Source organism: Streptomyces viridosporus T7A (assembly GCF_008704515.1).
GTDB classification, from domain to species: Bacteria; Actinomycetota; Actinomycetes; order Streptomycetales; family Streptomycetaceae; genus Streptomyces; species Streptomyces viridosporus.
This window is the reverse complement of record NZ_CP023700.1, coordinates 7,087,162-7,112,697: the sequence shown is the minus strand read 5'-3', so window position 1 is coordinate 7,112,697 and position 25,536 is coordinate 7,087,162. Positions and strand designations below refer to the sequence as shown.

Here is a 25,536-nt window from a genome sequence, read left to right as displayed (position 1 = left end):
CCCGGTCCCCTCGTTCCCGGGACAACGTGATCACCGCGCGGCACAATGACCGCGACGGCCGGCCGCGGCCGTACCGGCAAGGGAGAGGGAGAGACCGTGAGTGAGAGCCACACCCCGCCGAGCGGCTCGGCGAGGCCCAACACCGGTGTGGCGCACAACGCGCGCGTGTGGAACTACTGGATCGGCGGCAAGGACAACTACGAGGTCGACCAGCGGGTCGGCGACCACGTCGCCTCGATCATCCCGGTCATCCGGGACATCGCCCGGGCGGACCGGGAGTTCTTGGGCCGGGCGGTGACGTACCTGGCCGGCGAGCGCGGTGTGCGGCAGTTCCTCGACATCGGCACCGGGCTGCCGACCGCCGACAACACCCACCAGATCGCCCAGCGGATCGCGCCCGACGCGCGGATCGTGTACGTCGACAACGACCCGATCGTGCTGGCGCACGCCCGCACCCTGCTGACCGGCACCCGCGACGGCGCCACCGACTACATCGACGCCGACGTGCACGACCCGGACGCCATCCTCGAGCGGGCCGCCGGGACACTGGACCTCACCCGGCCCGTCGCGGTGATGATGCTGGGCATCCTCAACTTCGTCCTCGACACCGGCAAGGCCCGCTCCATCGTGCGCCGCGTCATGGCCGCGGTGCCCTCCGGGAGCTTCCTCGTCCTCACGCACCCCACCTTCGATCCCGAGGTCGGCGGCGAGGACCAGGTTCCCGCCATGAAGTTCTGGAACGAGAACGCCACTCCCCCGATCACGGCGCGCGGCGCCGCGGACATCGCCGCGTTCTTCGAGGGGCTGGAGCCGGTCGAGCCCGGCCTGGTGTCGTGCTCGCAGTGGCACGCCACGTCCGGTTCCGCCGCCGTGGTGCCCCAGTACGGCGCGGTGGCCGTGAAACCCTGACGGGACCCGCCGATCCGGCCGGTTCCCTCGAGGAGGACGCATGACCACCCTGGCCGATCCCGTGCCCGGTGGACGTCCCGGTGAGGTCGAGGCGGCCACCGCGCTCAGCGGTGAGCTGGCCGGCCGGGGTGTGCACGGCGTCGTGCTGTCCTACGTCGACACGGCGGGCATCGGCCGGGTGAAGACGGTGCCGACGGCCCGCCTCCCGGCGGCGGTGGCCTGGGGTGTCGGCATGTCACCGGTGTTCGACACCTTCCTGGCGAACGACGCGATCGTCCGCACCGACGTCCTCGGCTCCCCCGACGGCGACCTCCGTCTGTACCCGGACCTGGACCACCTGGTCGTGCTGGCCGGGCAGCCCGGCTGGGCGTGGGCTCCGGTCGACCGGCTCACCCAGGAGGGCGAGCCGCACCCCGGCTGCACCCGCACCCTGCTGCGCCGCGTCGTCGCCGGGGCGGCCGAGGAGCACGGCCTCACGTTCCGGGCGGCCGTCGAGATCGAGTGGACGGCGGGCCGGGACGACGCCCCGGACGGCGCGTTCGTCCCGGCGGCCACCGGCCCGGCGTACGGGGCCGTCCGGCAGGTGGAGCTCGGCGACTGCGCCGCCGAGCTGCTGGCGGTGTGCGCGGCGCAGGGCGTGGACGTCGAACAGGTCCATCCCGAGTACGCGCCGGGGCAGTTCGAGATCTCGGTGGGCGCCCTCGACCCGGTGGCGGCGGCCGACCGCAGTGTGCTGGTGCGGCAGACGATCCGCGCGGTGGCGCGGCGGCACGGGCTGCGGGTGTCCTTCGCGCCGGCCGTCCTCGCCCGGGGCGTGGGCAACGGCGGCCACCTCCACCTCTCCGCCTGGCGCGACGGGGCCAACCTGCACTCCGGGGGCGAGGGCCGGTACGGCATGACGGCCGGCGCCGAGTCGTTCGTCGCCGGCGTTCTCGCCCGCCTGCCCGCCCTGACGGCGCTGACCGCCCCGTCCCCGGCCAGTTACCTGCGGCTCAGGCCCTCCCAGTGGGCCGGGGTCTTCACCGCCTGGGGCCGCGAGACCCGGGAGACCGCGCTGCGGGTGGTCACCGGTACGAGGGGGCTGCGCGACCGGGCGGCGAACCTGGAGGTGAAACCGGTCGACCTCGCCGCCAACCCCTACCTCGCGCTCGCCGGCGTGATCGCCGCCGGGGTCGACGGGCTGGCCGCGTCGGCCGCCCTGCCCGAGGAGACCACCGGGGACCCGGCGCGGTTCGGCGAGCGGGAGGCGGCGGCCGCGGGCGTGCGGCGGCTGCCGACCTCGCTGGAGCAGGCCGTCGGGGAGTTCCGCGCGGACGGGCTGCTGCGCGCGGTGCTGGGCCCGGTCCTGGCCGACGCGGTGATCGCCGTGCGGCAGGGGGAGATCGCGGCCGTCGCCGGGCTGGACGACGAGCAGGTGGCGGCGGCGTACCGGTGGAAGTACTGACATGGCCGGGGCCACGGAGGGGCCGGTCCGCGAGGCGCTGGACGCGCTGCCGCTCGTGGACCACCACTGCCACCGCGTCGTCACCGCCGATCTGGACCGCGCGGGGTTCGAGTCCCTGCTGACCGAGGGGGACGTGTGGCCCGGCGTCTCCCCCTTCGACAGCCCCGTCGGCGTGGCGGTGCGCCGCCACTGCGCTCCCCTGCTGGACCTGCCGCGGCACGCGCCGGCCGAGGACTACCTGGCCCGGCGGGCCGCGCTCGGCGGGCCGGAGGCGACCCGGCGTTTCCTGGCCGCCTCCGGCACCGGGGTGTTCTGCGTGGACACGGGCTACCCGCCCGGCCCGGCCGCCCTGCCGGTGGAGGACGCCGCGGTGTACGAGGTCGTACGGCTGGAGGGCGTCGCGGAGTCGGTGGCGGCCGCGGGCGTCGAGCCGGACGGCTACGCCGAGGCGTTCCGCACGGCCGCGCTGGCGGCCGTGCGGCGGCCGGGGGTGGTGGCCGTGAAGTCGGTGGCGGCCTACCGCACCGGTTTCGACCTGGACCCGCACCGCCCCACCGCGGCCGAGGTCACCGGGGCCGCCGCCCGCTGGCTCGCGCACGGCGGCCGGCTGGCCGAGCCCGTGCTCGTGCGGCACCTGCTGTGGACCGCCGTGGACCTCGGGCTGCCGCTCCAGCTGCACACCGGGTTCGGCGACGGCGACCTCCGGCTGCACCGCGCGGACCCCGCGCTCCTGACGGACTGGCTGCGCCTGACCGCCGGCACGGTCCCGGTCCTGCTGCTGCACTGCTGGCCCTACCAGCGCCGGGCCGCCTACCTCGCGGCCGTGTTCGAGCGGGTGCACCTCGACGTCGGGCTCACCCTGCACCACGTCGGCCCCGCCCGCGCCGGTGCGGTGCTGGCCGAGGCGCTGGAGATCACCCCGTTCCGCAAGCTGCTGTACAGCTCGGACGCCTGCGGCGTGGCCGAGTTCCACCACCTGGGCGCGCTGGCCTTCCGGCGGGGGCTGGCGGAGCTGTTGCAGGACCGGGTGGACGCCGATGAACTGGCCCTGCCGGACGCCCTGCGCTTCGCCGCCTGGGCGGGGCGGGACAACGCCCGCCGGGTCTACGGACTGCCCGGCGACGCTCCGGACGGCGACTGAACGGCGTGGGGCCGGTCACAGACGTCGCGGAGCGGATGCCCCCCACGAGCGGACCGCTGAAAGTATGATCAAGCAATGTCTGACATGACCGAGACCACGCCCGGTTGGCTGTCCTCCGACGAGCTGGAGATGGCACGCGCCCACATGCCGATCCTGTACGTCGAGGCCGTCCCCGTGCGCGTGGACGACAGCGGCGAAGTCACCAGCGTCGGCCTGCTGCTGCGCATCGGGCCCGACGGAACGGTCAGCCGGACCCTGGTCTCCGGCCGGGTGCTGCACCACGAACGCGTCCGCGACGCCCTGCTGCGTCATCTGGAGAAGGACCTCGGCCCGGTGGCGCTGCCCCGCGTCCCGGCGTCGCTCCAGCCGTTCACGGTCGCGGAGTACTTCCCCACCCAGGGCATCACGCCCTTCCACGACCCCCGTCAGCACGCGGTGTCGCTGGCCTACATCGTGCCGGTGACGGGTGACTGCCGGCCCCGGCAGGACGCCCTCGACCTGGTGTGGTTCAGCCCTCAGGAGGCCGTGTCGCAGGCGGTGCAGAGCGAGATGCCGGGCGGGCACGGGGTGCTGCTGAAGCAGGCCCTGGCGCACGCGGGCTGCGCGGTCTGACCGCGGGGCGCCCCCTGCGCGGGGCCCCGGACCGCGGGGTCAGGGGCCGGCCGTGCCGTCCGGGCGGGTGAGGTTCACGCCGGTCGACGGATCGAAGACGTGGGCCTTGCCCAGGTCGACCCGGAGTTCCACGGGCGCGCCCTCGCGGGCGCGGGTGGCGGCGTCCAGCCGGGCCACGATCTGCGCGGCGGCGCCGGTGTCGCGCCGGCCGGAGTCCGTGGCGAGCTCCTCCAGTTCGGCGCTCGTCGCCGGCCCGCCCTCCGCGCCGAAGTAGACGTACGCGTCCGAGCCCAGCGACTCCAGCACGTCCACGGTGGCTGTGACGACGGGGCCGCCCGTCCCGCGCGCCAGGCTCGCGTCCTCGAAGGCCTCCGGCCGCAGCCCGAGGATGACCTCGCGGGGCGCGTCCCGCCGTTCCAGTGCCCTGCGCATGCGGTCGTCGAGCGGCAGGTCCCCCAGCGGGGTGCGCAGCAGGCCGCCGGACAGGGAGGCGTTGACGAAGTTCATCGCCGGGGAGCCGATGAAGCCCGCGACGAACAGGTTGCGCGGCATGTCGTAGAGCTCGGTGGGGGTGCCGACCTGCTGGATCACGCCCTGCCGCATCACCACGACCCGGTCGCCGAGGGTCATCGCCTCGACCTGGTCGTGGGTGACGTACACGGTGGTGGTGCCCAGGCTGCGTTGCAGCCGGGAGATCTGGGTGCGCATCTGTACCCGGAGCTTGGCGTCCAGGTTGGACAGCGGCTCGTCCATCAGGAACGCCTTGGGGTCGCGGACGATGGCCCGCCCCATGGCCACCCGCTGGCGCTGGCCGCCCGAGAGGTGGGCGGGCTTGCGGTCCAGGAAGCCGGTCAGGTCGAGCACCCGGGCGGCCTCCTCGACCTTGCGGTCGACGGTGGCCTTGTCCACCTTCGCCAGCCGCAGCGGGAACCCCATGTTCTCCCGCACGCTCATGTGCGGGTACAGGGCGTAGCTCTGGAACACCATGGCGATGTCGCGCTCCTTGGGCGCGAGGTCGTTGACGACCCGGTCGTCGATGCGCAGGGTGCCCTCGGTGATGTCCTCGAGTCCGGCGATCATGTTCAGGGTGGTGGACTTGCCGCATCCGGACGGGCCGACCAGGATCACGAACTCGCCGTCGGCGATGGCGAGGTCCACGTCCTTCACGGCGACGGACCCGTCGGGAAAACGCTTGGTGACTGCCTCGAGGACGATCTCGGCCATGGTGGTGCCTCCTTGCCTTCGGGCCCGCCGGGCCCGGGGTGGTGCGGGACGGCTCGGTGCGGCCCGGTCATCCCTTGACCGCCCCGGAGGTGAGTCCGGCGACGATCCGCCGCTGGAAGAGCAGGACGAAGACGACGATCGGGACGGTGATCACCACGGCGGCGGCGGCGATCGACCCGGTGGGCTGCTGGAACTGCGAGCTGCCGGTGAAGAACGCGATGGCGGCGGGCACCGTCCGCGCGGACTCGGTGGACGTCAGCGAGATCGCGAACAGGAAGTCGTTCCAGCAGAAGATGAACACGAGGATGGCGGTGGTGAACACGCCCGGCGCGGCGAGCGGCACGATGACCATCCGGAAGGCCTGTGCGGGGGTGGCCCCGTCCACCTTGGCGGCCTTCTCCAGGTCCCAGGGGATCTCCCGGAAGAACGCCGACAGGGTGTAGATCGCCAGCGGCAGCGAGAAGGTCATGTACGGGATGATCAGCCCGAGCCAGGTGTCGAAGATGCCGATGCTCCGCTCGATGTCGAACAGCGGGGATACCAGGGAGATCGGCGGGAACATGGCGATCAGCAGCGACATGCCGATGAGGACCTGTTTGCCGGGGAACCGCAGCCGGGCGACGGCGTAGGCGGCCATGGTGCCGAGGGCCACCGCGATCGTGGTGGCGATCAGGGCGATGCCGATCGAGTTGACCAGCGCCCGGGTGAACTCGGAGGTCTCGAAGATGCCCCGGTAGTTCTCCCAGGTCCACTTGCGGGGGATGTAGTCGCCGTCGGTGAGGGTGCCGGGGTCCTTGAACGACAGTGCGGCGATCCACCACACCGGGAACAGGGCGTACAGCACCACCACGACGTTCACGACCCCCCACCGGGTCGCGTGCGTCCTGCCCGCGGCGGACATCAGCGCCCCACCTCCGCGCCCGGTGCGGCGGCGCCGAACAGCTTGACGAAGGTGAAGGCGATGATCCCGACGCAGAGGAAGATCAGGACCGAGATCGCCGACCCGATGCCCAGGTTCAGCGCGGTGAACAGGTTGTTGTAGCCGAGGATGGACAGGGAGCCGGTGCCGTGGGCGCCCGCGGTCAGGACGTAGATGTTGTCGAAGATCCGGAACGCGTCCAGCGTGCGGAAGAGCAGCGCCACCAGGATGGCCGGCTTCATCAGCGGCAGCACGACCTTGGTGAAGCGCTGCCAGGCCGTCGCCCCGTCCACCATGGCCGCCTTCAGGGTCTCCTCGGGGACCAGGGCGAGGCCGGCGAGCAGCAGGAGCGCCATGAACGGGGTGGTCTTCCACACCTCGGCGAGGACGATCAGCCACAGCGCGGGCCACTGCTCGGTGAGCGGGGCTTCCCCGCTGGGCAGCAGTTCGGCGAGGTAGCCGAGTTCGGGGGTCCAGGCGTACTGCCAGGAGAAGGCGGCGACGACGGTGACGATGCCGTAGGGGATGAGGACGGCGGTGCGGACCGTGCCGCGCCAGAAGAGCGTGCGGTGCATCACCAGGGCGAGTCCCATGCCGAGGACGAGTTCGATGGCGACGGACACGACGGTGAGGAACAGCGTGACCCAGAAGGCGTCCCACCAGTACGGGGAGGACAGCACCGCCCCGTAGTTGCTCAGGCCCACGAACTCCGCCCGCGCCGGGAAGCGCAGGTCGTAGCGCTGGAGGGAGAGGTAGACCGCGTAGCCGATGGGGTAGGCGGTCACGGCGACCATGACGAGGACGGCCGGTGCGCACAGCAGCCAGCCCAGGCGCCGCTCCTGCCGGGCGCCGGCGGAGAGGGCCGCCCGGCCCTTCGCCCTCCGTCCGGGTCCCGCCCCGCCGGGCGGCCGGGTGTCGGCCGGGCCCGCCGCCGTGCTCATCGCGGGCCGCCCGGGCAGGAGGCCGCCCGCGGGCCGGCGGGGTGCTGCGGGAGGTGGTGGTTCACGGGATCACACCTTCGGATCGCAGGGCGTCGCCGATCTGTTCCCCGATGGTGTCGACCGCCTTCTCCGGCCGGATCGCGGACGGCGGGGACAGCGTGTGGGCGATGACGATCGACACGTTCTGGTAGGCGGGGGTGAGCGGACGCACGCTCGCCGACTCCAGAGCGGCCAGCACCTCCTGGGAGAAGGGGTACGCCTTCATGAACGCCGGCTCGTCGTACAGGGCGCGCAGGGTGGGCGGCAGTCCGCCCTCGAGCGCGGCGGTGAGCTGGTTCTCCCGGTCGCGCAGGCACAGGGCCGCCTCGAAGGCCAGGTCGGGGTGGCGGGAGTGGGCGCTGACGGCGAGGTCGATCCCGCCGATGGTGGGCCGGGCCGGGCGGTCGGCGTCGACGCGGGGGTAGGGCGCCCAGTGGAAGCTCTCGAACAGCCGCGGGTTGTTCGCCTTCATCGACGGATAGACGAACGGGTAGTTCAGCTCGAAGGCGGCCGTCCCCGACTCCATGGCGAGGCGGTTCTGGTCCTCCATCTGGTTGGGCAGGGAGGGGTCGGCGGCCGGGGAGTTCGCGAGTTCGCGCATGATCGAGGCGGCCCGCACGGCCGGCGGGCCGAGGGAGGGCCCGGTGGCGCTCGGGTTGAGGATGGAGCCGCCCGCGCTGTTGACCAGGGTGTTGAACCAGACGGTCAGGCCCTCGTACTGGGCGCCCTGGATCTCCACGTAGTGCGGTTCGCCGCGCCGGGCGAGGTCACGGGAGACGTCCAGCATCTCGGACCAGGTCTTCGGCGGGGTGGGCACCAGGTCCTTCCGGTACCACAGCAGCTGGGTGTTGGTGTTGTACGGGACGGCGTAGAGCCTGCCCTTCCAGGTGGCGGTCTGCAGCGGGACGCGCAGGGTGCCCTCGGTGGCCCGCCGCTTCGCCTCGCCGGTCCACTCCCGGATCCAGCGGGCCTCGGCGAACTCGGCGGTCCAGGTGACGTCCAGGCCCAGGATGTCCATGGACGCGTCCTCGGCGGCGAGCCTGCGCACCAGTTGCTGGCGCTGGCCGTCCGCGCCCCGGGGGAGTTTCCGGTAGCTGATGCGGTAGCGGCCGCCGGACGCCTCGGTGCAGCGGTCGGCGGCCTTCTGCAGGGCACCGGAGTCGTCGGGGAAGTTGTACCAGTCGAGGGTGGGACGGCCGCCGCCCCCGTCACCGCCGCATGCGGCGAGCGCGGAGGCCAGCAGGGTCAGTGCGACCAGTGCCCGCGTCCGTCGCGCCCCTTCGGGGCGTCTCCACACGCGCTCCACACCTCGCTTCCGGGATGGCGGCACGGGTATCGGACCCCGCGACGGCACTTACCCGGCGAACGCTAAACAGCACATAGGTCGATATCAAGGACATCCAGGGGCGAATCGCCCGCGGCGGACCCGTCCGGCGAGCTCACGGCCGGTCCGCGGAAACGACGAAGAGGCCGCCTCGGGTTGCCCCGACACGACCTCTGACCTGCTGTTTCACAAGTCGGGACGACAGGATTTGAACCTGCGACCCCTTGACCCCCAGTCAAGTGCGCTACCAAGCTGCGCCACGTCCCGTTCGCCCGCCTGACCTGGGGATTCCCCCGGCCGAACGCGCACGGAAACCATACCGCACTCGAGGCGGTGATCGCGCACTCCTTTACCGGCCCCCTACCGGACCCTCGGCCGGGTGGATCACCGAGGGCTTGACCTGAAGTTTGATTGAGGTTGCACGATCGCCGTATGACGATCACCGAAGAGCACGCCCGTACGTACGGGTACACGGATCTGCCGGCCCTGATGGCCCTGATGACGGGCGACGAGAAGCACGGTCCGGCCGCGACCTCCACGCTGGACGTGCTGTGGGTCCTCTACGACCGGGTGCTGCGGGTGAGCCCGGAGCGGATGGAGGACCCGGAACGCGACCGGTTCCTGCTGTCGAAGGGGCACGGGCCGATGGCGTACTACGCCGTGCTGGCCGCCAAGGGGTTCCTGCCCGTGGACTGGCTGCCGGGTTTCGGCTCCTACGACTCGCCCCTCGGCCACCACCCCGACCGCCTCCTGGTGCCGGGGGCCGAGATCGGCAGCGGATCGCTGGGGCACGGGCTGCCGATCGCCGTCGGCACGGCACTGGGGCTGCGCGCGCAGGGGCTGGACGAGCCGCGGGTGTGGACGCTGATCGGGGACGCCGAGCTGGACGAGGGCAGCAACCACGAGGCGATCGCCTTCGCCGGGCCCGCCGGTCTGGCACGGCTGCACACCGTGGTCGTCGACAACTCCTCCGCCAGCCATGCCCGTCCCGGCGGGATCGCCGCCCGCTTCGAGGCGGCGGGCTGGTCCGTGCTCACGGTCGACGGCCGGGACCACGAGGAGCTGTACGCCGCGTTCACCGCACCGCACCCGGACCGGCCGCACGCGGTCGTCGCCCGGGTCGAGCCGAAGAACGCGTGATCCCCCCGCTCCCCTCACCTCCCCCGCTCCCTTCACCTCCCTCGCTCCCCTCCGTCCTCGTACGGACCTCCGGAAAGGAACGACTTCCGTGGACACCATGCGCGATCGTTTCGCCCCCGTCCTCACCCGGCTGCTCGACGAGGATCCGCGGGTCGCGGTCGTCCTCGCCGAGATCGGCGCGGACGGCTTCGCCGAGGCACTGCGCCGCCACCCGGACCGGGTGGTCAATGTCGGTATCCGGGAGCAACTCCTGGTCGGGGCGGCCGCGGGAATGGCGCTGACCGGGCTGCGGCCCGTCGTGCACACCTTCGCGAGCTTCCTCGTCGAGCGGCCCTTCGAGCAGGTCAAACTGGACCTCGGGCACCAGGGCGCGGGCGCGGTACTGGTGAGTGCCGCCGCCTCCTTCGACTGGCCGGCCGGCGGGTACACCCACATGGCGCCGGGCGACGTGGCCCTGCTGGACACCCTGGACGGCTGGACCGTGCACGTGCCGGGGCACCCGGACGAGGCCGAGGCGCTGCTGCGGCGGGCGGTGGCGGCCGGCGACGACAAGGTGTACGTGCGGCTGTCCGTGCAGTCCAACGCGCAGGGACTACCCGTGGACGGCGAACGCTTCCGCACCGTCCGCGAGGGCCGCTTTGGTGTCGTGGTCGCCGTCGGGCCGCTGCTGGACGCGGTGCTGCACGCCACGGAGGGCCTCGACGTCACCGTCCTGTACGCCACCACCGTCCGCCCGTTCGACGCGGCCGCCCTGCGCCGCGCCGCCGGGACGGCCGGGACGGACGTCGTGCTCGTCGAGCCGTATCTGGCGGGGACCTCGACGGCGGCGGCGAACGACGCGCTCGCCGACCTGCCGCACCGGGTGCTGGGGCTGGGCGTGGGCCGGGCCGAGCTGCGGCGGTACGGGCGCGTCGAGGAGCACCTCACCGCGCACGGCCTCGACGCGCGGTCGCTGCGGGAGCGCATCGGGGGGTTCCTGCGCGCGGGCGGGACGGTGCCGGCCGGGGTGTGAGACGGACGGGCGGCGGCCCCGCCGTGGCGGTCGGAGTCCCTCTCCGGCCCCGGCTGCCCCTCACGGCCCCGGGCGATGCCACGGGGCACCGGCCACGCCCCGGACCTCTCAGCCCCGGACCTCTCAGTCCGCGGGCGGCAGGCCCAGGCGGGGGTGCGCCTCCAGCAGGCGCGGCGAGGCCGCCTGACGCCAGGAGTCGGCGAGGATGTCGCGCAGTTCGGCCTCGTCCTCGAGGCCGGCGAGACGGACCCGCACCCAGGCGAACTGCGCCTCGTGGTCGGCGATCCAGAACTTGTCCGGCTCGGCGAGGGCCAGTTCGTCGCGCTCCTCCTTCGGGCAGCGCACCGCGACGGAGGTCTCGTCCTCGGGCAGGGTGGCGAACATCTTCCCCCCGACCCGGAACGTGGGCATGCTCCAGGCGATCTTCTCCGTCGTGTCCGGCAGGGAGAGGGCTATCCGTCGTACGTCCTCGGCTTCGAGCATGGCAGAGACCGTAGCGGCCGCCACTGACATCGACGCTGACACTCAGGTTCCGGCGATCGTGGCCCAGCCGCTGACTGACGCCCTGCCGGGTCGTCTTCCGACTGTTCTGCCCGGTCACCGGGGCCTGTTCTCACGGCTCCGGCCGGGCGGGCGGCCCTACGCCTCCGCCGCCGCGCGGAGCGCGTCCAGCACCGGGCGGATCAGCGGGTGCTCCTCGGCGCCCCGGCGCACGGCGGCGAAGACCCGGCGGGTCGGCGCCACGCCGTCCACCGGGCGGACGACGACGCCCGCGAGGTCCATGCCGCGCAGCGCCGAGCGGGGCACGAGCGCGACGCCCGCGTCCGCCGAGGCGAGGGCGACCACCGCGCGGAAGTCGTCCGAGGAGTGCTCCATACCGGGCTGGAAACCGGCGTTCTCGCAGGCCAGGACGACCACGTCATGGCAGGGGTTGCCGGGGTACGGGCCGATCCACGGGTCCTTGGCCAGCTCGGCGAGCGGCACCTCGGCGCAGTCGGCCAGCCGGTGGCGGACGGGGACGACCGCGTCGAACGGTTCCGCGTACAGCGGTACGTGGGTGAGCCGCGGGTCGTCGGCGGACGGCGCCCCGCGGTACTCGACCGCCACGGCGACGTCGACCTGCCGGTCCAGCACCATCGGCAGGCTGGCGTCGCCCTCGGCGTCCCGGACCCGGATGCGGATGCCGGGCGCGGACGCGGCGAGCCGGGCCACCGCGGGCGCGACGACCTCGGCGATGCCGGTCGCGAAGGCGGCGACCGTGACGGTGCCGGCCTCGCCCGAGCGGTACGCGGCGAGTTCCGCCTCGGCCCGCTCCAGCTGGGCGAGGACCACGTTGGTGTGGTTGAGCAGGATCTCACCGGCCGGGGTCAGCCGGACCCCCTTGGCGCCGCGCTCCACCAGGCGGTGGCCGGTCTCCTGCTCCAGCGCGGCGAGCTGCTGGGAGACGGCCGAGGGGGTCAGGTACAGCGCGGCGGCGGCCGCCGTGACCGTGCGGTGGTCGGCCACCGCACGGAGGATGTGGAGCCGCCGCGCCTCGATCATGGGAGCGATTCTCTCAAATGCCGCGCCGTGCTCCGCTCAGGCGTCGAGCTCCGCCCGGGCCGCCACGAAGGCGTCCACCGCGCGGTTCACGTCCTCGGTGGAGTGCGCGGCGGACAGCTGGACGCGGATGCGGGCCCGGTCCTGCGGCACCACGGGGTAGGAGAAGCCGATCACGTACACCCCGCGCTCCAGCAGCAGTTCCGCCATGCGGCCGGCGCGGGCCGCGTCGCCGATCATCACGGGGGCGATGGCGTGGTCGCCGGGGAGGATGTCGAAGCCCTCCTCGGTCATCCGGCGGCGGAACAGGGCGGTGTTCCCGGCGAGCCGGACACGCAGGTCGTCGGCCGACTCCAGCAGGTCGAGGACCTTCAGGGAGGCCGCGGCGATCACCGGGGCCAGCGTGTTGGAGAACAGGTACGGGCGGGAGCGCTGGCGCAGCAGGGCGACGATCTCCGCGCGGGCGGCGACATAGCCGCCGGAGGCTCCGCCGAGCGCCTTGCCGAGCGTGCCGGTGATGATGTCCACCCGGTCCATGACGCCGTACAGTTCGGGCGTGCCGCGGCCGCCGGGGCCGACGAAGCCGACGGCGTGCGAGTCGTCGACCATGACCATGGCGCCGTGGCGGTCGGCGAGGTCGCAGATCTCGTCCAGCGGGGCGACGTAGCCGTCCATGGAGAAGACGCCGTCGGTGACGATCAGCGTGCGCCGGGCGCCGCCCTCGGCGGCCTCCTTGAGCTGCCGCTCCAGGTCCGCCATGTCGCGGTTGGCGTAGCGGAAGCGGCGGGCCTTGGACAGCCGGATGCCGTCGATGATCGACGCGTGGTTCAGCGCGTCGGAGATCACCGCGTCCTCCGGCCCGAGCAGCGTCTCGAACACACCGCCGTTGGCGTCGAAGCAGGAGGAGTACAGGATCGTGTCCTCCTGGCCGAGGAACGCCGACAGCCGCGCCTCCAGCTCCTTGTGCACCTCCTGGGTGCCGCAGATGAAGCGGACGGACGCCATGCCGTAGCCCCAGCGGTCCAGGGCCTCGTGGGCGGCGGCGATCACCTCGGGGTGGTCGGCGAGGCCGAGGTAGTTGTTGGCGCAGAAGTTGAGGACCTCGCCGGGACGGCCGCCCGCGGTGACGTTCACGGTGGCGGACTGCGGGGTGTCGATCACGCGCTCGGGCTTGTGCAGGCCGGCGGCGCGGATCTCGTCGAGGGTGGCGCGCAGGTCGTCGCGCACGGAGTCGAACATGAGGGCTCCCTGAAGGTGCTTGCGGATGAGGTGGGGGTCAGACGGTCCAGTCGAGGATGACTTTGCCGCCCCTGCCGCCGGCCGCGTCGTCGAAGGCGGCCTCGAAGTCGCGGTAGCCGTAGCGGCCGGTGATCACCGGGGCGAGGTCCAGGCCGCCTTCCAGCAGGACCGACATGGCGTACCAGGTCTCGAACATCTCCCGGCCGTAGATGCCCTTGAGGGTGATCATCGAGGTGACGATCCGGGCCCAGTCGACCGGGAACTCCTCGGCGGGCAGGCCGAGCATCGCGATCCGGCCGCCGTGCGTCATGTTGGCGATCATGTCCCGCAGGGCCTCGGGGCGGCCGGACATCTCCAGGCCGACGTCGAAGCCCTCGCGCAGGCCGAGGGCGTGCTGGCCGTCGGCGATGCTGGCCTCGGCGACGTTCAGCGCCAGGCTCGCGCCGATCTTGCGGGCGAGTTCCAGGCGCTCCTCGCTGACGTCGGTGATCACGACGTTGCGCGCACCGGCGTGCCGGGCCACCGCGGCGGCCATCAGGCCGATCGGGCCGGCCCCCGTGATCAGGACGTCCTCGCCGACGAGCGGGAAGGACAGGGCGGTGTGCACGGCGTTGCCGAACGGGTCGAAGATCGCGGCGATGTCGAGGTCGACGGGGACGCGGTGCACCCAGACGTTGCCGGCGGGGAGCACGACGTACTCGGCGAAGGCGCCGTCGCGTCCGACGCCGAGCCCGACGGTGGACCGGCACAGGTGCCGGCGTCCGGCCAGGCAGTTGCGGCACTTGCCGCACACCAGGTGCCCTTCGCCGCTGACCCGGTCACCGGTCTTGACGTCGGTGACGTCCCGGCCGGTCTCGACGACCTCGCCGACGAACTCGTGTCCGAGGACCAGCGGGGTGGTGATCGCCTGCCGGGCCCAGCCGTCCCAGGCCCGGATGTGCAGGTCGGTGCCGCAGATACCGGTGCGCAGCACCTTGATCAGCACGTCGCCGGGTCCGACGGCGGGCTCCGGGACGTCCACGAGCCACAGCCCGGGCTCCGCCTTCTCCTTGACCAGCGCCTTCAACGCTACGGCTCCTGAGGGTGAGTCCCGGCGCCGGGGCACGCCGAGGGAGCCCCGGGCCGGGGAAGGAAGTGGAATCGCACTGCAATCTGCCGTAGACCACCCTCACCGGTCCATCGAGGTTTTCTTAAGCGCGGCCACAGCTTTCCTTCACGCCGTCACCCGTCCTCCCTCGCCGCCGTCACCCGTCCGGCCGAGGGCCCGGGGCGGGCCCGGGCTCACCGCGGCAGCCCGTCGTCCTCCCGGCGCTCCAGCCGTGCGACGAGTCGTGCGGCCTGCTCCTTGATGGCCGCGAGCCCCGGCTGTCCCCAGGCCCTCGGCCGGACGTCGGTGACCGAGACGGTGCCCAGCACCGTCCCGGTGCCGTCGATGAGCGGCGCGCCCAGGTAGGAGCGGATGCCGAACCCGTCCACGACCGGATTGCCCGCGAACCGCGGATAGTCGCTCACGTCCTCCAGGACCAGCGCCTTGCGTCGGGCCACCACATGGGGGCAGAAGCCGTGGTCGCGGGGCAGCACCCGGCCCAGCAGGGCGCCGGTGCCGTCGCCGCGGGCGAACGGTGCCGTCGCCGGGGTGTGCAGACCCGCGAAGAACTGCCCGTTCTCGCCGAGGAAGTTGACCATGGCGTACGGCGCCCCCGTGAGCTCGGCGAGGCCGTACGCGAAGGCGTCCAGCGCGGGCTCGGGACGGTCCCCCAGTCCCAGCCGGCGCAGCCTGCGGGTGCGTGCCGGGGCCTCCTTGTCCTCGGGGGTGAGCAGCAGACGACCGGCCGGGCGCGGCGGGTCGTAGCTCATGGGCGGGCTCCCGGGGTGCGGGCGAGGGTCATGTACGGGCTCCGTGGGGTGGGCGGGGGTCACATGGGGGCGCCGTAGCCCGTCGCGGGGGCCGGGGCGTGGGCGATGAGGTGCCGGACGAGGGTCAGCAGGGTCTGGACGCCGGAGCTGGAGATCCGGGCGTCGCAGCACACCACGGGGACCTCCTCGGGGAGGTCGAGGGCGGCGCGCACCTCCGTGGGGTCGTAGTGGAAGGCGCCGTCGAACTCGTTGACGGCGATGATGAAGCCGAGGCCGCGCTGTTCGAAGAAGTCGACCGCGGCGAAGCACTCCTCCAGGCGCCGGGTGTCGGCGAGGACGACCGCGCCGAGCGCGCCCTCGCAGAGCTCGTCCCACATGAACCAGAACCGCTCCTGGCCGGGGGTGCCGAACAGGTAGAGCACGTGCTGCGCGTCGAGGGTGATGCGGCCGAAGTCCATGGCCACGGTCGTCTCGACCTTGTTCTCGATCCCGTCGAGGTTGTCGGTGCCGGCGCCGGCCGTGGTGAGGAGTTCCTCGGTGCTGAGCGGCGCGATCTCGCTGACCGCGCCGACGAAGGTCGTCTTGCCCACGCCGAACCCGCCCGCCACGAGGATCTTGAGTGCCGTGGGGAACGGGTCGGCGCCGTCGACGCGGTCAGAGCTGTCGTCGTAGTCCATCGAGCACTGCCTCCAGAAGGGCCCGGTCCGTCGGGGTGTGGTGGAACGCGGGGGGTCGGTCGGTCAGCGCCCCGCAGTCGACGAGGTCCGCCAGCAGCACCTTGGTGACGGCCACCGGCAGCCCGAGGTGGGCGGCGACCTCGGCGACCGGGACGGGCGCGCGGCACAGGTCGAGCGCCTGCGCGTGTTCGGGACCGAGGTAGCCGAGGGGTGTGGAACCGGTGGCTCTCACCTGCGACATGAGGTCGAGCGCGACGGTGGGCCGGGTACGGCCGTTGCTGACCGTGAAAGGGCGCACCAGCCGCCCGGCCGCGTCGTCGAGCCAGGGCCCGTCGCCGGCCGCCGTCACGCTCAAGGCCTCATCGCCGGGGGCTCGACGGACGGCTGCCGGGGCGCGGTCATCAGATACGGCCGGACGCTCTTGACCAGCATCGCCATCTCGTAGCCGAGCACCGCCGCGTCGGCCTCGCGGCCGGCCAGCACGGCGAGGCAGGTGCCGGATCCGGCGGTGGTGACGAACAGCAGCATCGCGTCGAGCTCGACGACGACCTGGCGGACCTCGCCGCCGTCGCCGAAGCGGACGCCTGCGCTGCGGCCGAGGGAGTACAGGCCGGAGGCCAGGGCGGCCATGTGGTCGGCGCTGTCCGCGTCGAGGCCGTGCACGGACTTCACCAGTCCGTCGCACGAGAGCAGTACGGCGCTGCTGGTGTGCGGTACGCGTTGCACGAGGCCGCTCATCAGCCAGTCGAGGTCGGATGCGTGGGCGGTCGGCGCATCGCTCGCCATGGTGGATCGACTCCTTGGGATACGAAGGTCTGCGGGAGCGCTGGGCTCGGGGGTGCGGGTGGGTGCGGGCGTCGGGATGAGGGGAGGCGTGGTCATCCGGCGGGTGCGCTCCCGTCGTGCCGGACGACGTGGTCGGTGCGGGGTGCGGGCACCACCGGCCCGGGCCCGTCGGGCGCGGGGCGCTCGCCCGGGGGGCGGGCGGGGTCCGCGCGGTCGTGCTCCGCCTGCTGGGCCTCCGCGAGGCCGAAGCCCCGTTGGAAGGCCGCCATCAGGTCGGGGTCGTGGCCGGCGACGTGTTCGGCGTCCGGGCGGGGCGCGGGGGCGTCGCGGAGTTGGGGCGCGATGTGCTCCTGGGCGCGGCGGCGGGGCAGTTGGGGTCTGCCCATCGTGCCGCGCACCGTGCCGGTGCGCGGGGTGAGCGGGAGGACCCCGTTCTCCGCGGGGTCGTGCCGGTCGTCGCGGCGGACGCCGGGCACGGCCTCGGCGGGGTTCGGCCGCACCGCGCGGGTGCCCCGCACGGGCAGTGGCGGGGGGACCGTGCCGTACTGCGGCGACGGGGCCGGGGCGGGAGCGGGGGCGGGGGCGGGGGCGCTCTCAGGGTGGTGCCGCTGCGGGGCGGGAGGTGCCACGGGCGTGCGGGGCGCCTCGGGTGCCGGCACCGGCCCGCCGCCGTGCGCGGTCCCCGGCACCGGTACGTCCCCGGGGGCGGGCGACGGGTGACGGGGTGTCGGGGCCGCGTCGGGACCGCCCTCGTGCGGCGGCCGGCCCGCGTCCTGTCCGCCGCCGACGGCCCCCGGCTCCGTGCCGAGCAGTGCCTGCGGCACCACGAGCACGGCCTGGATGCCGCCGTAGATGTTGGTCTGGAGGCGGACGTGGATGCCGTGCCGCTTGGCGAGTTGGGAGACCACGAACAGGCCGATGCGGCCGTCGGCCAGCAGGCTGGCGACATTGACCTGGTCGGGGTCGGCGAGCAGGGCGTTCATCCGGCCCTGCTCGCCGACCGGCATGCCGAGTCCGCGGTCCTCGACCTCGATGGCGAGCCCGGAGGTGACGAGGCCGGCCCGCAGCAGCACCTGGGTGTGGGGAGCGGAGAACACCGTGGCGTTCTCGACGAGTTCGGCGAGCAGGTGGATGACGTCGGCGACGGCGTGCCCGCGCAGGGTGCCGTCGATCGGCGGTACGAGCTTGACCCGGGAGTACTGCTCGACCTCGGCGATGGCCGAGCGCAGCACCTCGGTCGTGGAGACCGGGTTGCTCCACTGCCGCCGGGAGACGGCCCCGCCGAGCACGGCGAGGTTCTCGGCGTGGCGGCGGATGCGGGTGGCGAGGTGGTCGACGTGGAAGAGGCCCTTGAGCAGGTCGGGGTCCTCGATCTCGTTCTCCAGCTCGTCGAGGATCGAGATCTCCCGGTGCACCAGCGACTGCAGGCGCCGGGCGAGGTTGACGAACACCTCGAGCTTCTGTTCGCTGCCCGTCTGGCTGGAGAGCCGGGACGCCTGCACGACGGCGGTGACGGCGCCGTCGTGCGCGCGGGCGAGGTCGGCGGCGAGCAGGTCGAAGTCGTCGGCGTCCCCGGCCGGTCCCCCGTGCCGCCGGGGCGGGGGCGGGTCGTCCCCGCGGCGCAGCCCCTCGACGAGGGCGCGCAGGTCGGCCTCGCGCCGGGCGGTGCCGCGGCGCAGCGCGTCGAGGCGGTCGTGCACGGACCGGGCGGCGCGGTCGGCGGCCACGGCGGCGATGACGATGCCGGCGAGCGCCACCGACAGCGCGCCGCCGAGCACGCACCACAGGGCGGGGTCCGGCCGCACTCCGCTCGAGCGGACGGTGAACAGCACGGCCGCACAGGCGCTGAGGACCACCGCAGTGGGCGGGAGGACGGCGAGGCGCAGCAACTGGGGCCGTATGTGCGTCTCGGGCAGCGCGGGGGCGGTCCGGGCGGGCGGGCGCCCGTGCCGTCCGCCCTCGCGCCGGTCCGGGCCGGCGGCCGGAGCGCGGAGGCCGGGCCCCGGTGCCCTCGGACCGGTCCGCCGGTTCCGGGCTCCGGGGGAGCGCACGGCGGTGCGGCCGGGCTCGCGGGCCGCGACCGCGGTGCCGGTGGACGCCGGTGTGCCGGTCGTGACCGGGGCGTCTGCCGGGCCCCGGTGGCGGGGCCCGTCGCCCCGCCGGCTCCCTCGTCCGCCTTGTGCCTGCACTGCCCGTCCCCGCTCCCTGCTCCGACCTGATCGACACCGGCCGACACCGACCGACACGGTCCGGTGGCGCGGTGCGCCCGTCGGACCCGCGTCGTCAGCGGTGTGTCGCCGTACCGGTCGGGAGGGCCCGGGAAGGCCGAAGGGGTCGGCCACGCGCCGCCCGACCGACACTCACCGTAGTCGTCACCGCATCATGTGCGGTGGGCAGTTGACAAACTCATACGGACAGCATCCCGCTCTGGTATGAGGTTTCGTACGACAGGCCGATAACCCTTTCGAGCGGGGGGACCTCAAACGGAAAGAGAACGATCCGAGCTGGTCATAAGCGGTCAAGCGAAGACCTCGGCGGCCGGGGAGCCCTTGCCTCCCCGGCCGCCACCGCCCCCGCTCCACCCCCTCGCGACCGACCCTTCACCCCCTTCCACGGGACGTCGCCCCACCCGCCCTTCACCGGCCAGAACTTCACTCAGCGTAATAACCGGCGCTCCGTCCTCGCCGACACCCCGCAAGGCCCCCAGGAGTCGCGCTGCCTCGCTGCGCCTTGCCGGAAGGCGGCCGCGGCCGTCCGCCCCCTGCTTTGTCAGTGCTGCTCCCTACAGTGAAGCCATCATCCGAACGGACTGGATTCCCCACCGGGTTGCGCGCGCCCGGAAGGAGACGTCCGCCGACGGAAGAGGGCGTTTTGTGACTCCCGTGGCAACCGTCCGCCACCGGTGCACGCCGACGCTCGACGACTTGGACAGGCTGGAACACCGACTGGCACGCCTTCGTCAGGAAGCCATGTCTCCGCAGGGCGCCGTCGCGGCCCCACGGGGAACGAACGGAAGGGGATCGGCGCGATGAGCGCAACGGTAAAGGACCGACTCAAGAAGCACTTCGTGAACCACGTCGCCCTCGTCATCGACAAGTCCGGTTCGATGAGGGGGCATTCGGAGCAACTCATCCGTGTGGTGGACGAGTTCGTGAAGGGGCTGCAGGAGGAGTCCGACAGGCTCGGCCACGAGACCCGGATCAGTCTCTACGCCTTCGACCACCTGGTCGAGAACCTGGTGTGGGACATGGACGTGAAGCACCTGCCGTCCATGCGGGGCCTGTACACCGTCGAGAACGGCGCGACCGCGCTGATCCAGGCGTCGGTGAAAGCGCTCGACGACCTCGGCCACATATGGGAGGAGTACGGCGAGCACAGCTTCCTCCAGGTCGTCGTCACCGACGGCGAGGAAAACGCCTCCGGCGCGGACAGGACGGGCTCGCGCCACGACCACCTTCCCGACGGCCGCGCCGTCCTGGACGAGTGGCGGGGCAGGATCGCGGACAAGCTGAACAACCTGCCGGACCACTGGACCTCGGCCATCATGGTGCCGAACTCCCTGGCCAAGCGCACCGCTCAGCAGTACGGCTTCCCGACGGGCAACATCTCGATCTGGGACGCCGACTCGGCCCAGGGCGTCGAAGAGGCGATCGGCACCGTCAAGACGGCCGCCACGAGGTTCCTGCAGGACCGGGAGCAGGGGGTGCGCGGTACGAAGAACCTGTTCGCCGTCGGCCAGGATCTCGACATGACCACGGTGAAGTCCGCCCTTACGCCGCTCGACTCGACGAAGTACAAACTGTACGAGGTCAAGGATGAGCACGACGGCATGCAGATTCGCGACTTCGTGCAGTCGAAGAACCACACGTATGTCACCGGGATGGCGTACTACCAGCTTGGCGCCCGGGTTTCCGTGCAGGCCAGCAAGGAAGTGGCAGTTTTCGAGAAGTCCAGCGAGCTGGTCTACGGCGGCCCCGATGCGCGCGAGCTGCTGTTCGGTGCCGACGGTCGCACCAATGGCACGCTCTCGGTGAAGGCCGGCCACAACCCCGACCTTCACGTCTTCATTCAGAGCAAGTCGGTCAACCGTAAGTTGAAAAAGGGCACCCGACTCCTCGTCATGCTCTAGCCGGTCGAGCGGAGACATGGGGCGACCCTGTGAAGGGGACGCCCCATGCCATGGACGCATCGGAATCGGAAAGGACAAAGCGTGGCCAGGATCACCCCGCTGTCCGCCAGGATGGAATTGGCGGGTTTTGGGTATGCCCCCTTGGAGGAATATCCGGGCATTACGACCGCCAAGTGGAAAGCTCGCCATCTTGAATGCGGAAATGAGGTCAGCATACGGCTGCACGTTTTGCGCCAGGGTAGAGGATGCTGCATGCCATGCGGCGCCAAAAAGCATGGGTCGACAAGAAGCCTTGATCCGGGCAAGGCGTTTGAAGCGATGCTCTCTGCCAATCTCGAACCTCTTGAACCGTATCCTGGCTCGGTCGGCAAGGCATGGAAAAGTCGATGCCTCGTATGTGGCGACATCGTTGCCCCCCCCCGGTACGCGAACGTTGCGTCTGGCCAGGGAGGCTGTCGAGCGTGTGGCGCGAGGAAACGTGCAGCGTCTCGCCGGTGGAACGAAGAAGGGGCAGTCAGGATCATGCTTTCCATGAGCCTGAAACCGCTCGAACCATTTCCGGGGATGCGTCATAAGTGGAAAGCGTTATGCCTCAGGTGCGGCAAGACAGTTTTTCCACTACTGGACAACGTGAGAAAGGGATCTGGTTGCCGGTATTGCGGATGGGCCACGAGCACCCTGAGGCAGCTCGGGGATCCCGTGGAAGCGGCCACAGATCTGATTGAAGCCGGGTATGAACCACTCGAAGACTATCCCGGAGTAAATCGCCCCTGGAGCTGTATTCACACTCCCTGCGGCACGCGGGTTGCCGTAAAGCTCGCCAAAGTGCGATCAGGTTTCAATCCTTGTCCAAGGTGCAAAACCAATGGGTTTGATCAGGAAGCCCCGGCGCTTGTGTATGTGCTGCATCACAGCGGGTTCAATTCGGTCAAGGTCGGAGTGACATCGACCAAGAGTGATCGAGTGAGAGGCTTTCAGTCTGCGGGCTGGGTAATGGTGCACTGTGAGCAGTTCGCGGTTGGCAGGACGGCGTGGGGTGTCGAGCAAGAAGTGTTGCGGCACATCCGCGAAGACCTTGGATACCCGCCGTACCTCTCGCGCGACGTGATGGGGTCGCTGGGTGGATGGAGACTGTGTGCCGACCTTTTGCCACCGTTCAACCTTCAGACCATGGTTCAAGAGACTGCGAGGAGTGCTCGCTGAACAGGGCGTTCGGGCCCGGGGCGGCGAGGAAGCGGGGCTTGTCGGCGGCCCGCGCCCTCCGCGATCGGAGCAACAGATCTCAGCAGTCGGCCTGCGGCTGCGGCACGCTGGGAGGTGAGGCACGAGGCACGGCCCCCGGACGGCGGGCCCGTGCGGGACGGGCAAGCAAGGGCCGCGCCCGGACGCGGGGCGTCGGGCCTCGCCGGACGGCCTGGACCGCCCGCGCGGTGAGCAGGAAGCGAGCGAGATCCATGGCCACCTTCGGTTATCACGCGTCGCACGAGCAGTTCCCGCCGTCGGAACTGCTGCAACTGCTCAAGGTGGCCCAGGACGCCGGTTTCGCCTCCGGCATGTGCTCCGACCACTTCGCGCCGTGGAGTTCCCGGCAGGGGCACTCCGGGCACGCATGGTCGTGGCTCGGGGCGGCACTGGCCTCCACCGTCCTGCCCATGGGCGTGGTCACCGCGCCCGGTCAGCGCTACCACCCGGCCGTGCTGGCGCAGGCCGCTGCGACGCTCGCCCAGATGTATCCGGGCCGTCTGTGGGTGGCGCTCGGCACCGGGCAGGCGCTGAGCGAGCACATCACCGGTGATCGCTGGCCCTCCAAGGAGGCGCGCACCCGCCGCCTGGAGGAGTGCGTACGGATCATGCGGGCGCTGTTCGCCGGGCAGGAGGTGTCCCACGAGGGCCTGGTCACGGTGGACCGGGCCAGGCTGTGGTCGCTTCCGCAGCGTCCGCCGATCCTGCTGGGCGCGGCGGTCGGTCCGGCGACGGCCCGGAGGGTGGCGGCGTGGGCCGACGGGATCATCACCGTCAACCAGCCCGATGACGCGCACCGGGAGACCCTCGCCGCCTACCGGGAGGCGGGGGGCCGGGGCCCCGCCGTCCTCCAGGCGCACCTGTCCTGGGCGCCGACCCGCGAGGAGGCGCTGGCCGCCGCCCACGACCAGTGGCGGGAGGCGGTCCTGGGGAGCGACGTCGGCTGGGAGATCCCGCTTCCCGAGCACTTCGAACAGGCGGCGCGCCTGATCGAGCCGTCCGGCGTGGAGCCGTTCGTGGTCGTTTCCGACGATCTCGGCCACCACACCGACTGGCTGGCGCGGCAGGCTTCCCACGGGTTCGACGAAGTGATGCTGCACCAGGTGGGCAAGGGCCACCAGGTGCGGTTCGTGGAGGTCTTCGGCTCCGAGGTTCTGCCGGAGCTGAACTCGTGACCCGCCGGCCCGACCCACCTGCCCCGGCCGGCCCGGGCGACCCGACGGATCGGACGGCCCCGGTGGATCGGGCGGACCGGGCAGCGCCGGCGGATCCGGCGGATCCGGCGGGCTCCGGGACCGGGGAGGACGGCGGGGGCTGGCCCGCCATCGGCTCGCTGGCGTTCCTGTCGGACTGCCGAGTGGCGGCGCTGGTGGGACCCGACGGCGCCGTGGAGTGGCTCTGCACCCCCCGTTTCGACGGCGCCTCCGTCTTCGGACGCCTGCTGGACCGTCGGATCGGCGGCGCGTGGGAGCTCCGGGTCGAGGGTGCTCCCGCACCGCGGCAGCGTTACCGGGACACCACCTTGCTGGTCGAGTCCCGATGGACCACGCCGCACGGAACGGTGCGGGGAGAGGACTACCTCGCCGTCCGCCGGCCCGACCGGGACGAGGCCTGCCTGATCGAACCCCTGGCTCTCCTGGTCCGGCGGCTCACCTGCGAGACCGGCACGGTGACGGTCCGCCACCGTCTCGACGCCCGGCCGGACTACGCCCGTGCCCGGGCACGCTGGTCCGCCGTGGACGGCGCGGAGGCCGGGGCGGCCCCGCCGGCTCTCGAGGAGACCACCGCCGGACTGTGGCTCGGTGCCACCGCCACGGGCGCGGCACCGCGGGTCCGGGTGGCCGAGGACGGCGCGGTGACGGTGGAGGCGGTGCTGCGGGCGGGTGGGACGCTGGCCGTCGTCCTCGGTTACGACGGTCCCCCGCAGGAGCCCCTGGACACGGGGCTGGTCGACCGGACGCGGGACGACACGGTGGAGGCGTGGCGGGCCTGGGACGGGCTCAACGACTACCGGGGGTTCGGCGCGGACCACGTCCGGCGCAGCGCGCTGACCCTGCGCGGGTTGATGGCGGCCGACACCGGCTCCCTGATCGCGGCCGCCACCACCTCGCTGCCCGAGTGGATCGGGGCCGGGCGCAACTGGGACTACCGCTACCTGTGGCACCGTGATGCCGCGCTCGTCGTCCTGGTCCTGATGCGTCTGGGCCACCGGGTCGAGGCCGCCCTGTACGTGCGGATCCTGCTCGACCACAGCGCCCGGGCGTCCGGCGCGCTCCATCCGATGCTGGACATCGACGGGCGCGTCGAGGGGGAGGAGACCGTGCTGGAGCATCTGGGCGGCTACCGGGACTCGTCGCCGGTCCGGTGCGGCAACAGCGCGTTCTCCCAGCACCAGCTCGACACGTACGGGCAGGTGCTGGACGCGGTCTTCGTGTACCAGCAGGCGGCCCTCGGCACCGGTGGGGAGTTGGCGCGGGACGAGCTGGCCGCCGTGTACCAGGTGGTGGACGCCGCCGTCCGCGTGTGGCGGGAGCCGGACGACGGCATCTGGGAGGTCCGCGACCGGAGCCGGCACTGGACCATCTCCAAGGTGTACGCCTGGGTCTGCTTCGACCGCGGTGTCCGGCTGGCGGAGCTGATGGACGACGAGCGGCCGGACCTCGACCGCTGGCGGCGGGAGCGCGACGCGGTCCGTGCCGAGGTCCTCGACAAGGGCTGGAGCGAGTCGGTCGGGAGCTTCACCCAGTCCTACGGCTCCGCCAACGTCGACGCCTCGCTGCTCTCCCTGGGGCTGCTCGGCTTCCTGGACGGCGCCGACCCCCGGGTGGTGGCCACTGTGGAGCGCGTCGAGGAGGAACTGGGCGAGGACGGCTGGCTGGTCCACCGCTACGACCCCGAGGCCACCGACGACGGGATCAACGGGCCCGAAGGCGGTTTCCTGCTCTGTTCCTTCGCCATGGTCTCCGCCCTGGTCCTCGCCGGCCGTCATGACGAGGCCCGCCGCCGTTACGAGGAGATCTGCTCACGCATGGGGCGTTTCGGACTGTTCTCCGAGGAGATGGCCCGGGACGGGACCATGCTCGGCAACTATCCGCAGGCGTTCACCCACCTCGGTCTGATCGACGCGGCGATGAACCTCGACGCGGCCGGCGACGAGGAGGCACTGCGGGCCTGGGCCGGCCGGCACGGAGGCTGACGGCCGGCCCGGGCCCGGACCCGCCGACCGGCTCGAGGCCCCCCGCGCCGTCCGGGGCGGCGGTCGAGGCCGCGCCCGGCCTGCTGGGCGTTCCGCCCGGGGCCCGCACCGCACGGTCGCGCCCTTCGGGCGGGAGGCGCTCCGGCATCCGCGCGGCCTCGGCAAG

Annotated in this window: 22 protein-coding genes and 1 tRNA gene; 9 read left to right on the top strand and 14 right to left on the bottom strand. The window is 72.4% G+C overall.

What is annotated here, in order from left to right; all coding sequences use genetic code 11:
* The first annotated feature begins 96 nt into the window (after positions 1-96).
* The 4 genes from CP969_RS32445 (at position 97) to CP969_RS32430 (ending at position 4,106) form a co-directional block, all read left to right on the top strand.
* Positions 97-909, top strand: coding sequence for an SAM-dependent methyltransferase (locus CP969_RS32445; RefSeq protein WP_004980183.1), 813 nt, complete (start codon positions 97-99; stop codon positions 907-909).
* 40 nt (positions 910-949) lie between these two features.
* On the top strand, positions 950-2,353 hold the full coding sequence (locus tag CP969_RS32440) for a glutamine synthetase family protein (RefSeq protein ID WP_016823633.1): 1,404 nt from the start codon (positions 950-952) through the stop codon (positions 2,351-2,353).
* A gap of 1 nt (position 2,354) precedes the next feature.
* Positions 2,355-3,494, top strand: a complete 1,140-nt coding sequence (locus CP969_RS32435; RefSeq protein ID WP_016823634.1) for an amidohydrolase family protein — start codon at positions 2,355-2,357, stop codon at positions 3,492-3,494.
* 84 nt (positions 3,495-3,578) lie between these two features.
* Complete coding sequence (locus CP969_RS32430) at positions 3,579-4,106, top strand: NUDIX hydrolase family protein (RefSeq protein ID WP_004980189.1); 528 nt, start codon at positions 3,579-3,581, stop codon at positions 4,104-4,106.
* A 39-nt stretch (positions 4,107-4,145) separates the two neighbouring features.
* On the opposite strand, the gene CP969_RS32425 is transcribed toward CP969_RS32430, so the two are convergent.
* From CP969_RS32425 to CP969_RS32405, 5 genes are all read right to left on the bottom strand, one after another.
* Positions 4,146-5,330, bottom strand: coding sequence for an ABC transporter ATP-binding protein (locus CP969_RS32425; RefSeq protein WP_004980192.1), 1,185 nt, complete (start codon positions 5,328-5,330; stop codon positions 4,146-4,148).
* 67 nt (positions 5,331-5,397) lie between these two features.
* Positions 5,398-6,231: a carbohydrate ABC transporter permease gene (locus tag CP969_RS32420; protein WP_004980195.1), complete on the bottom strand. Its 834-nt coding sequence runs from the start codon at positions 6,229-6,231 to the stop codon at positions 5,398-5,400.
* Positions 6,231-7,190: a carbohydrate ABC transporter permease gene (locus tag CP969_RS32415; protein WP_004980197.1), complete on the bottom strand. Its 960-nt coding sequence runs from the start codon at positions 7,188-7,190 to the stop codon at positions 6,231-6,233. Before CP969_RS32415 ends, CP969_RS32420 begins: the two co-directional genes overlap by 1 nt.
* A gap of 61 nt (positions 7,191-7,251) precedes the next feature.
* Positions 7,252-8,526 (bottom strand): ABC transporter substrate-binding protein, encoded by a 1,275-nt coding sequence (locus tag CP969_RS32410; protein WP_208868411.1) that lies wholly within the window; start codon positions 8,524-8,526, stop codon positions 7,252-7,254.
* Between the two features lie 220 nt (positions 8,527-8,746).
* Positions 8,747-8,820 (bottom strand) — tRNA-Pro (locus tag CP969_RS32405).
* Positions 8,821-8,985: 165 nt separating this feature from the next.
* Between CP969_RS32405 and CP969_RS32400 the strand changes: the two genes are divergently transcribed.
* Complete coding sequence (locus CP969_RS32400) at positions 8,986-9,693, top strand: thiamine pyrophosphate-dependent enzyme (protein WP_016823636.1); 708 nt, start codon at positions 8,986-8,988, stop codon at positions 9,691-9,693.
* Positions 9,694-9,781: 88 nt separating this feature from the next.
* Positions 9,782-10,705, top strand: coding sequence for a transketolase family protein (locus tag CP969_RS32395; RefSeq protein WP_004980203.1), 924 nt, complete (start codon positions 9,782-9,784; stop codon positions 10,703-10,705).
* Between the two features lie 123 nt (positions 10,706-10,828).
* Here CP969_RS32395 and CP969_RS32390 read toward each other — a convergent pair whose 3' ends face one another.
* From CP969_RS32390 to CP969_RS32350, 9 genes are all read right to left on the bottom strand, one after another.
* Positions 10,829-11,188: an MmcQ/YjbR family DNA-binding protein gene (locus CP969_RS32390; RefSeq protein WP_016823637.1), complete on the bottom strand. Its 360-nt coding sequence runs from the start codon at positions 11,186-11,188 to the stop codon at positions 10,829-10,831.
* 156 nt (positions 11,189-11,344) lie between these two features.
* Positions 11,345-12,247 (bottom strand): LysR family transcriptional regulator, encoded by a 903-nt coding sequence (locus CP969_RS32385; protein ID WP_016823638.1) that lies wholly within the window; start codon positions 12,245-12,247, stop codon positions 11,345-11,347.
* A gap of 36 nt (positions 12,248-12,283) precedes the next feature.
* Positions 12,284-13,483: a glycine C-acetyltransferase gene (locus CP969_RS32380; protein ID WP_004980205.1), complete on the bottom strand. Its 1,200-nt coding sequence runs from the start codon at positions 13,481-13,483 to the stop codon at positions 12,284-12,286.
* Between the two features lie 37 nt (positions 13,484-13,520).
* Entirely contained in the window at positions 13,521-14,549 is a 1,029-nt protein-coding gene (gene tdh / locus CP969_RS32375) for an L-threonine 3-dehydrogenase (protein WP_016823639.1), read from the bottom strand.
* Between the two features lie 215 nt (positions 14,550-14,764).
* Positions 14,765-15,340, bottom strand: a complete 576-nt coding sequence (locus CP969_RS32370) for a GAF domain-containing protein (RefSeq protein ID WP_004980207.1) — start codon at positions 15,338-15,340, stop codon at positions 14,765-14,767.
* Between the two features lie 59 nt (positions 15,341-15,399).
* On the bottom strand, positions 15,400-16,017 hold the full coding sequence (locus tag CP969_RS32365; RefSeq protein WP_016823640.1) for a GTP-binding protein: 618 nt from the start codon (positions 16,015-16,017) through the stop codon (positions 15,400-15,402).
* A complete protein-coding gene (locus CP969_RS32360; RefSeq protein WP_004980210.1) occupies positions 15,995-16,366 on the bottom strand; it encodes a DUF742 domain-containing protein in 372 nt (123 codons plus the stop codon). The genes CP969_RS32365 and CP969_RS32360 overlap by 23 nt, the downstream gene beginning before the upstream one ends.
* A gap of 2 nt (positions 16,367-16,368) precedes the next feature.
* Positions 16,369-16,803, bottom strand: a complete 435-nt coding sequence (locus tag CP969_RS32355) for a roadblock/LC7 domain-containing protein (RefSeq protein ID WP_016823641.1) — start codon at positions 16,801-16,803, stop codon at positions 16,369-16,371.
* 92 nt (positions 16,804-16,895) lie between these two features.
* Positions 16,896-18,854 carry a sensor histidine kinase gene (locus tag CP969_RS32350; RefSeq protein ID WP_150475026.1) on the bottom strand — a complete coding sequence of 653 codons (1,959 nt, stop codon included), beginning with the start codon at positions 18,852-18,854 and terminating at the stop codon, positions 16,896-16,898.
* Positions 18,855-19,831: 977 nt separating this feature from the next.
* On the opposite strand from CP969_RS32350, the gene CP969_RS32345 reads away from it, so the two are divergent.
* The 3 genes from CP969_RS32345 to CP969_RS32335 all read left to right on the top strand — a co-directional run bounded on the left by CP969_RS32345 (position 19,832) and on the right by CP969_RS32335 (position 25,370).
* Complete coding sequence (locus CP969_RS32345) at positions 19,832-20,932, top strand: vWA domain-containing protein (RefSeq protein ID WP_016823642.1); 1,101 nt, start codon at positions 19,832-19,834, stop codon at positions 20,930-20,932.
* 1,454 nt (positions 20,933-22,386) lie between these two features.
* Entirely contained in the window at positions 22,387-23,349 is a 963-nt protein-coding gene (locus CP969_RS32340) for a TIGR03885 family FMN-dependent LLM class oxidoreductase (RefSeq protein ID WP_016823643.1), read from the top strand.
* Positions 23,350-23,411: 62 nt separating this feature from the next.
* The gene (locus CP969_RS32335) at positions 23,412-25,370 is read left to right on the top strand and encodes a glycoside hydrolase family 15 protein (protein ID WP_016823644.1); all 1,959 of its coding nucleotides are present in this window, start codon (positions 23,412-23,414) and stop codon (positions 25,368-25,370) included.
* The last annotated feature ends 166 nt before the right edge of the window (positions 25,371-25,536 follow it).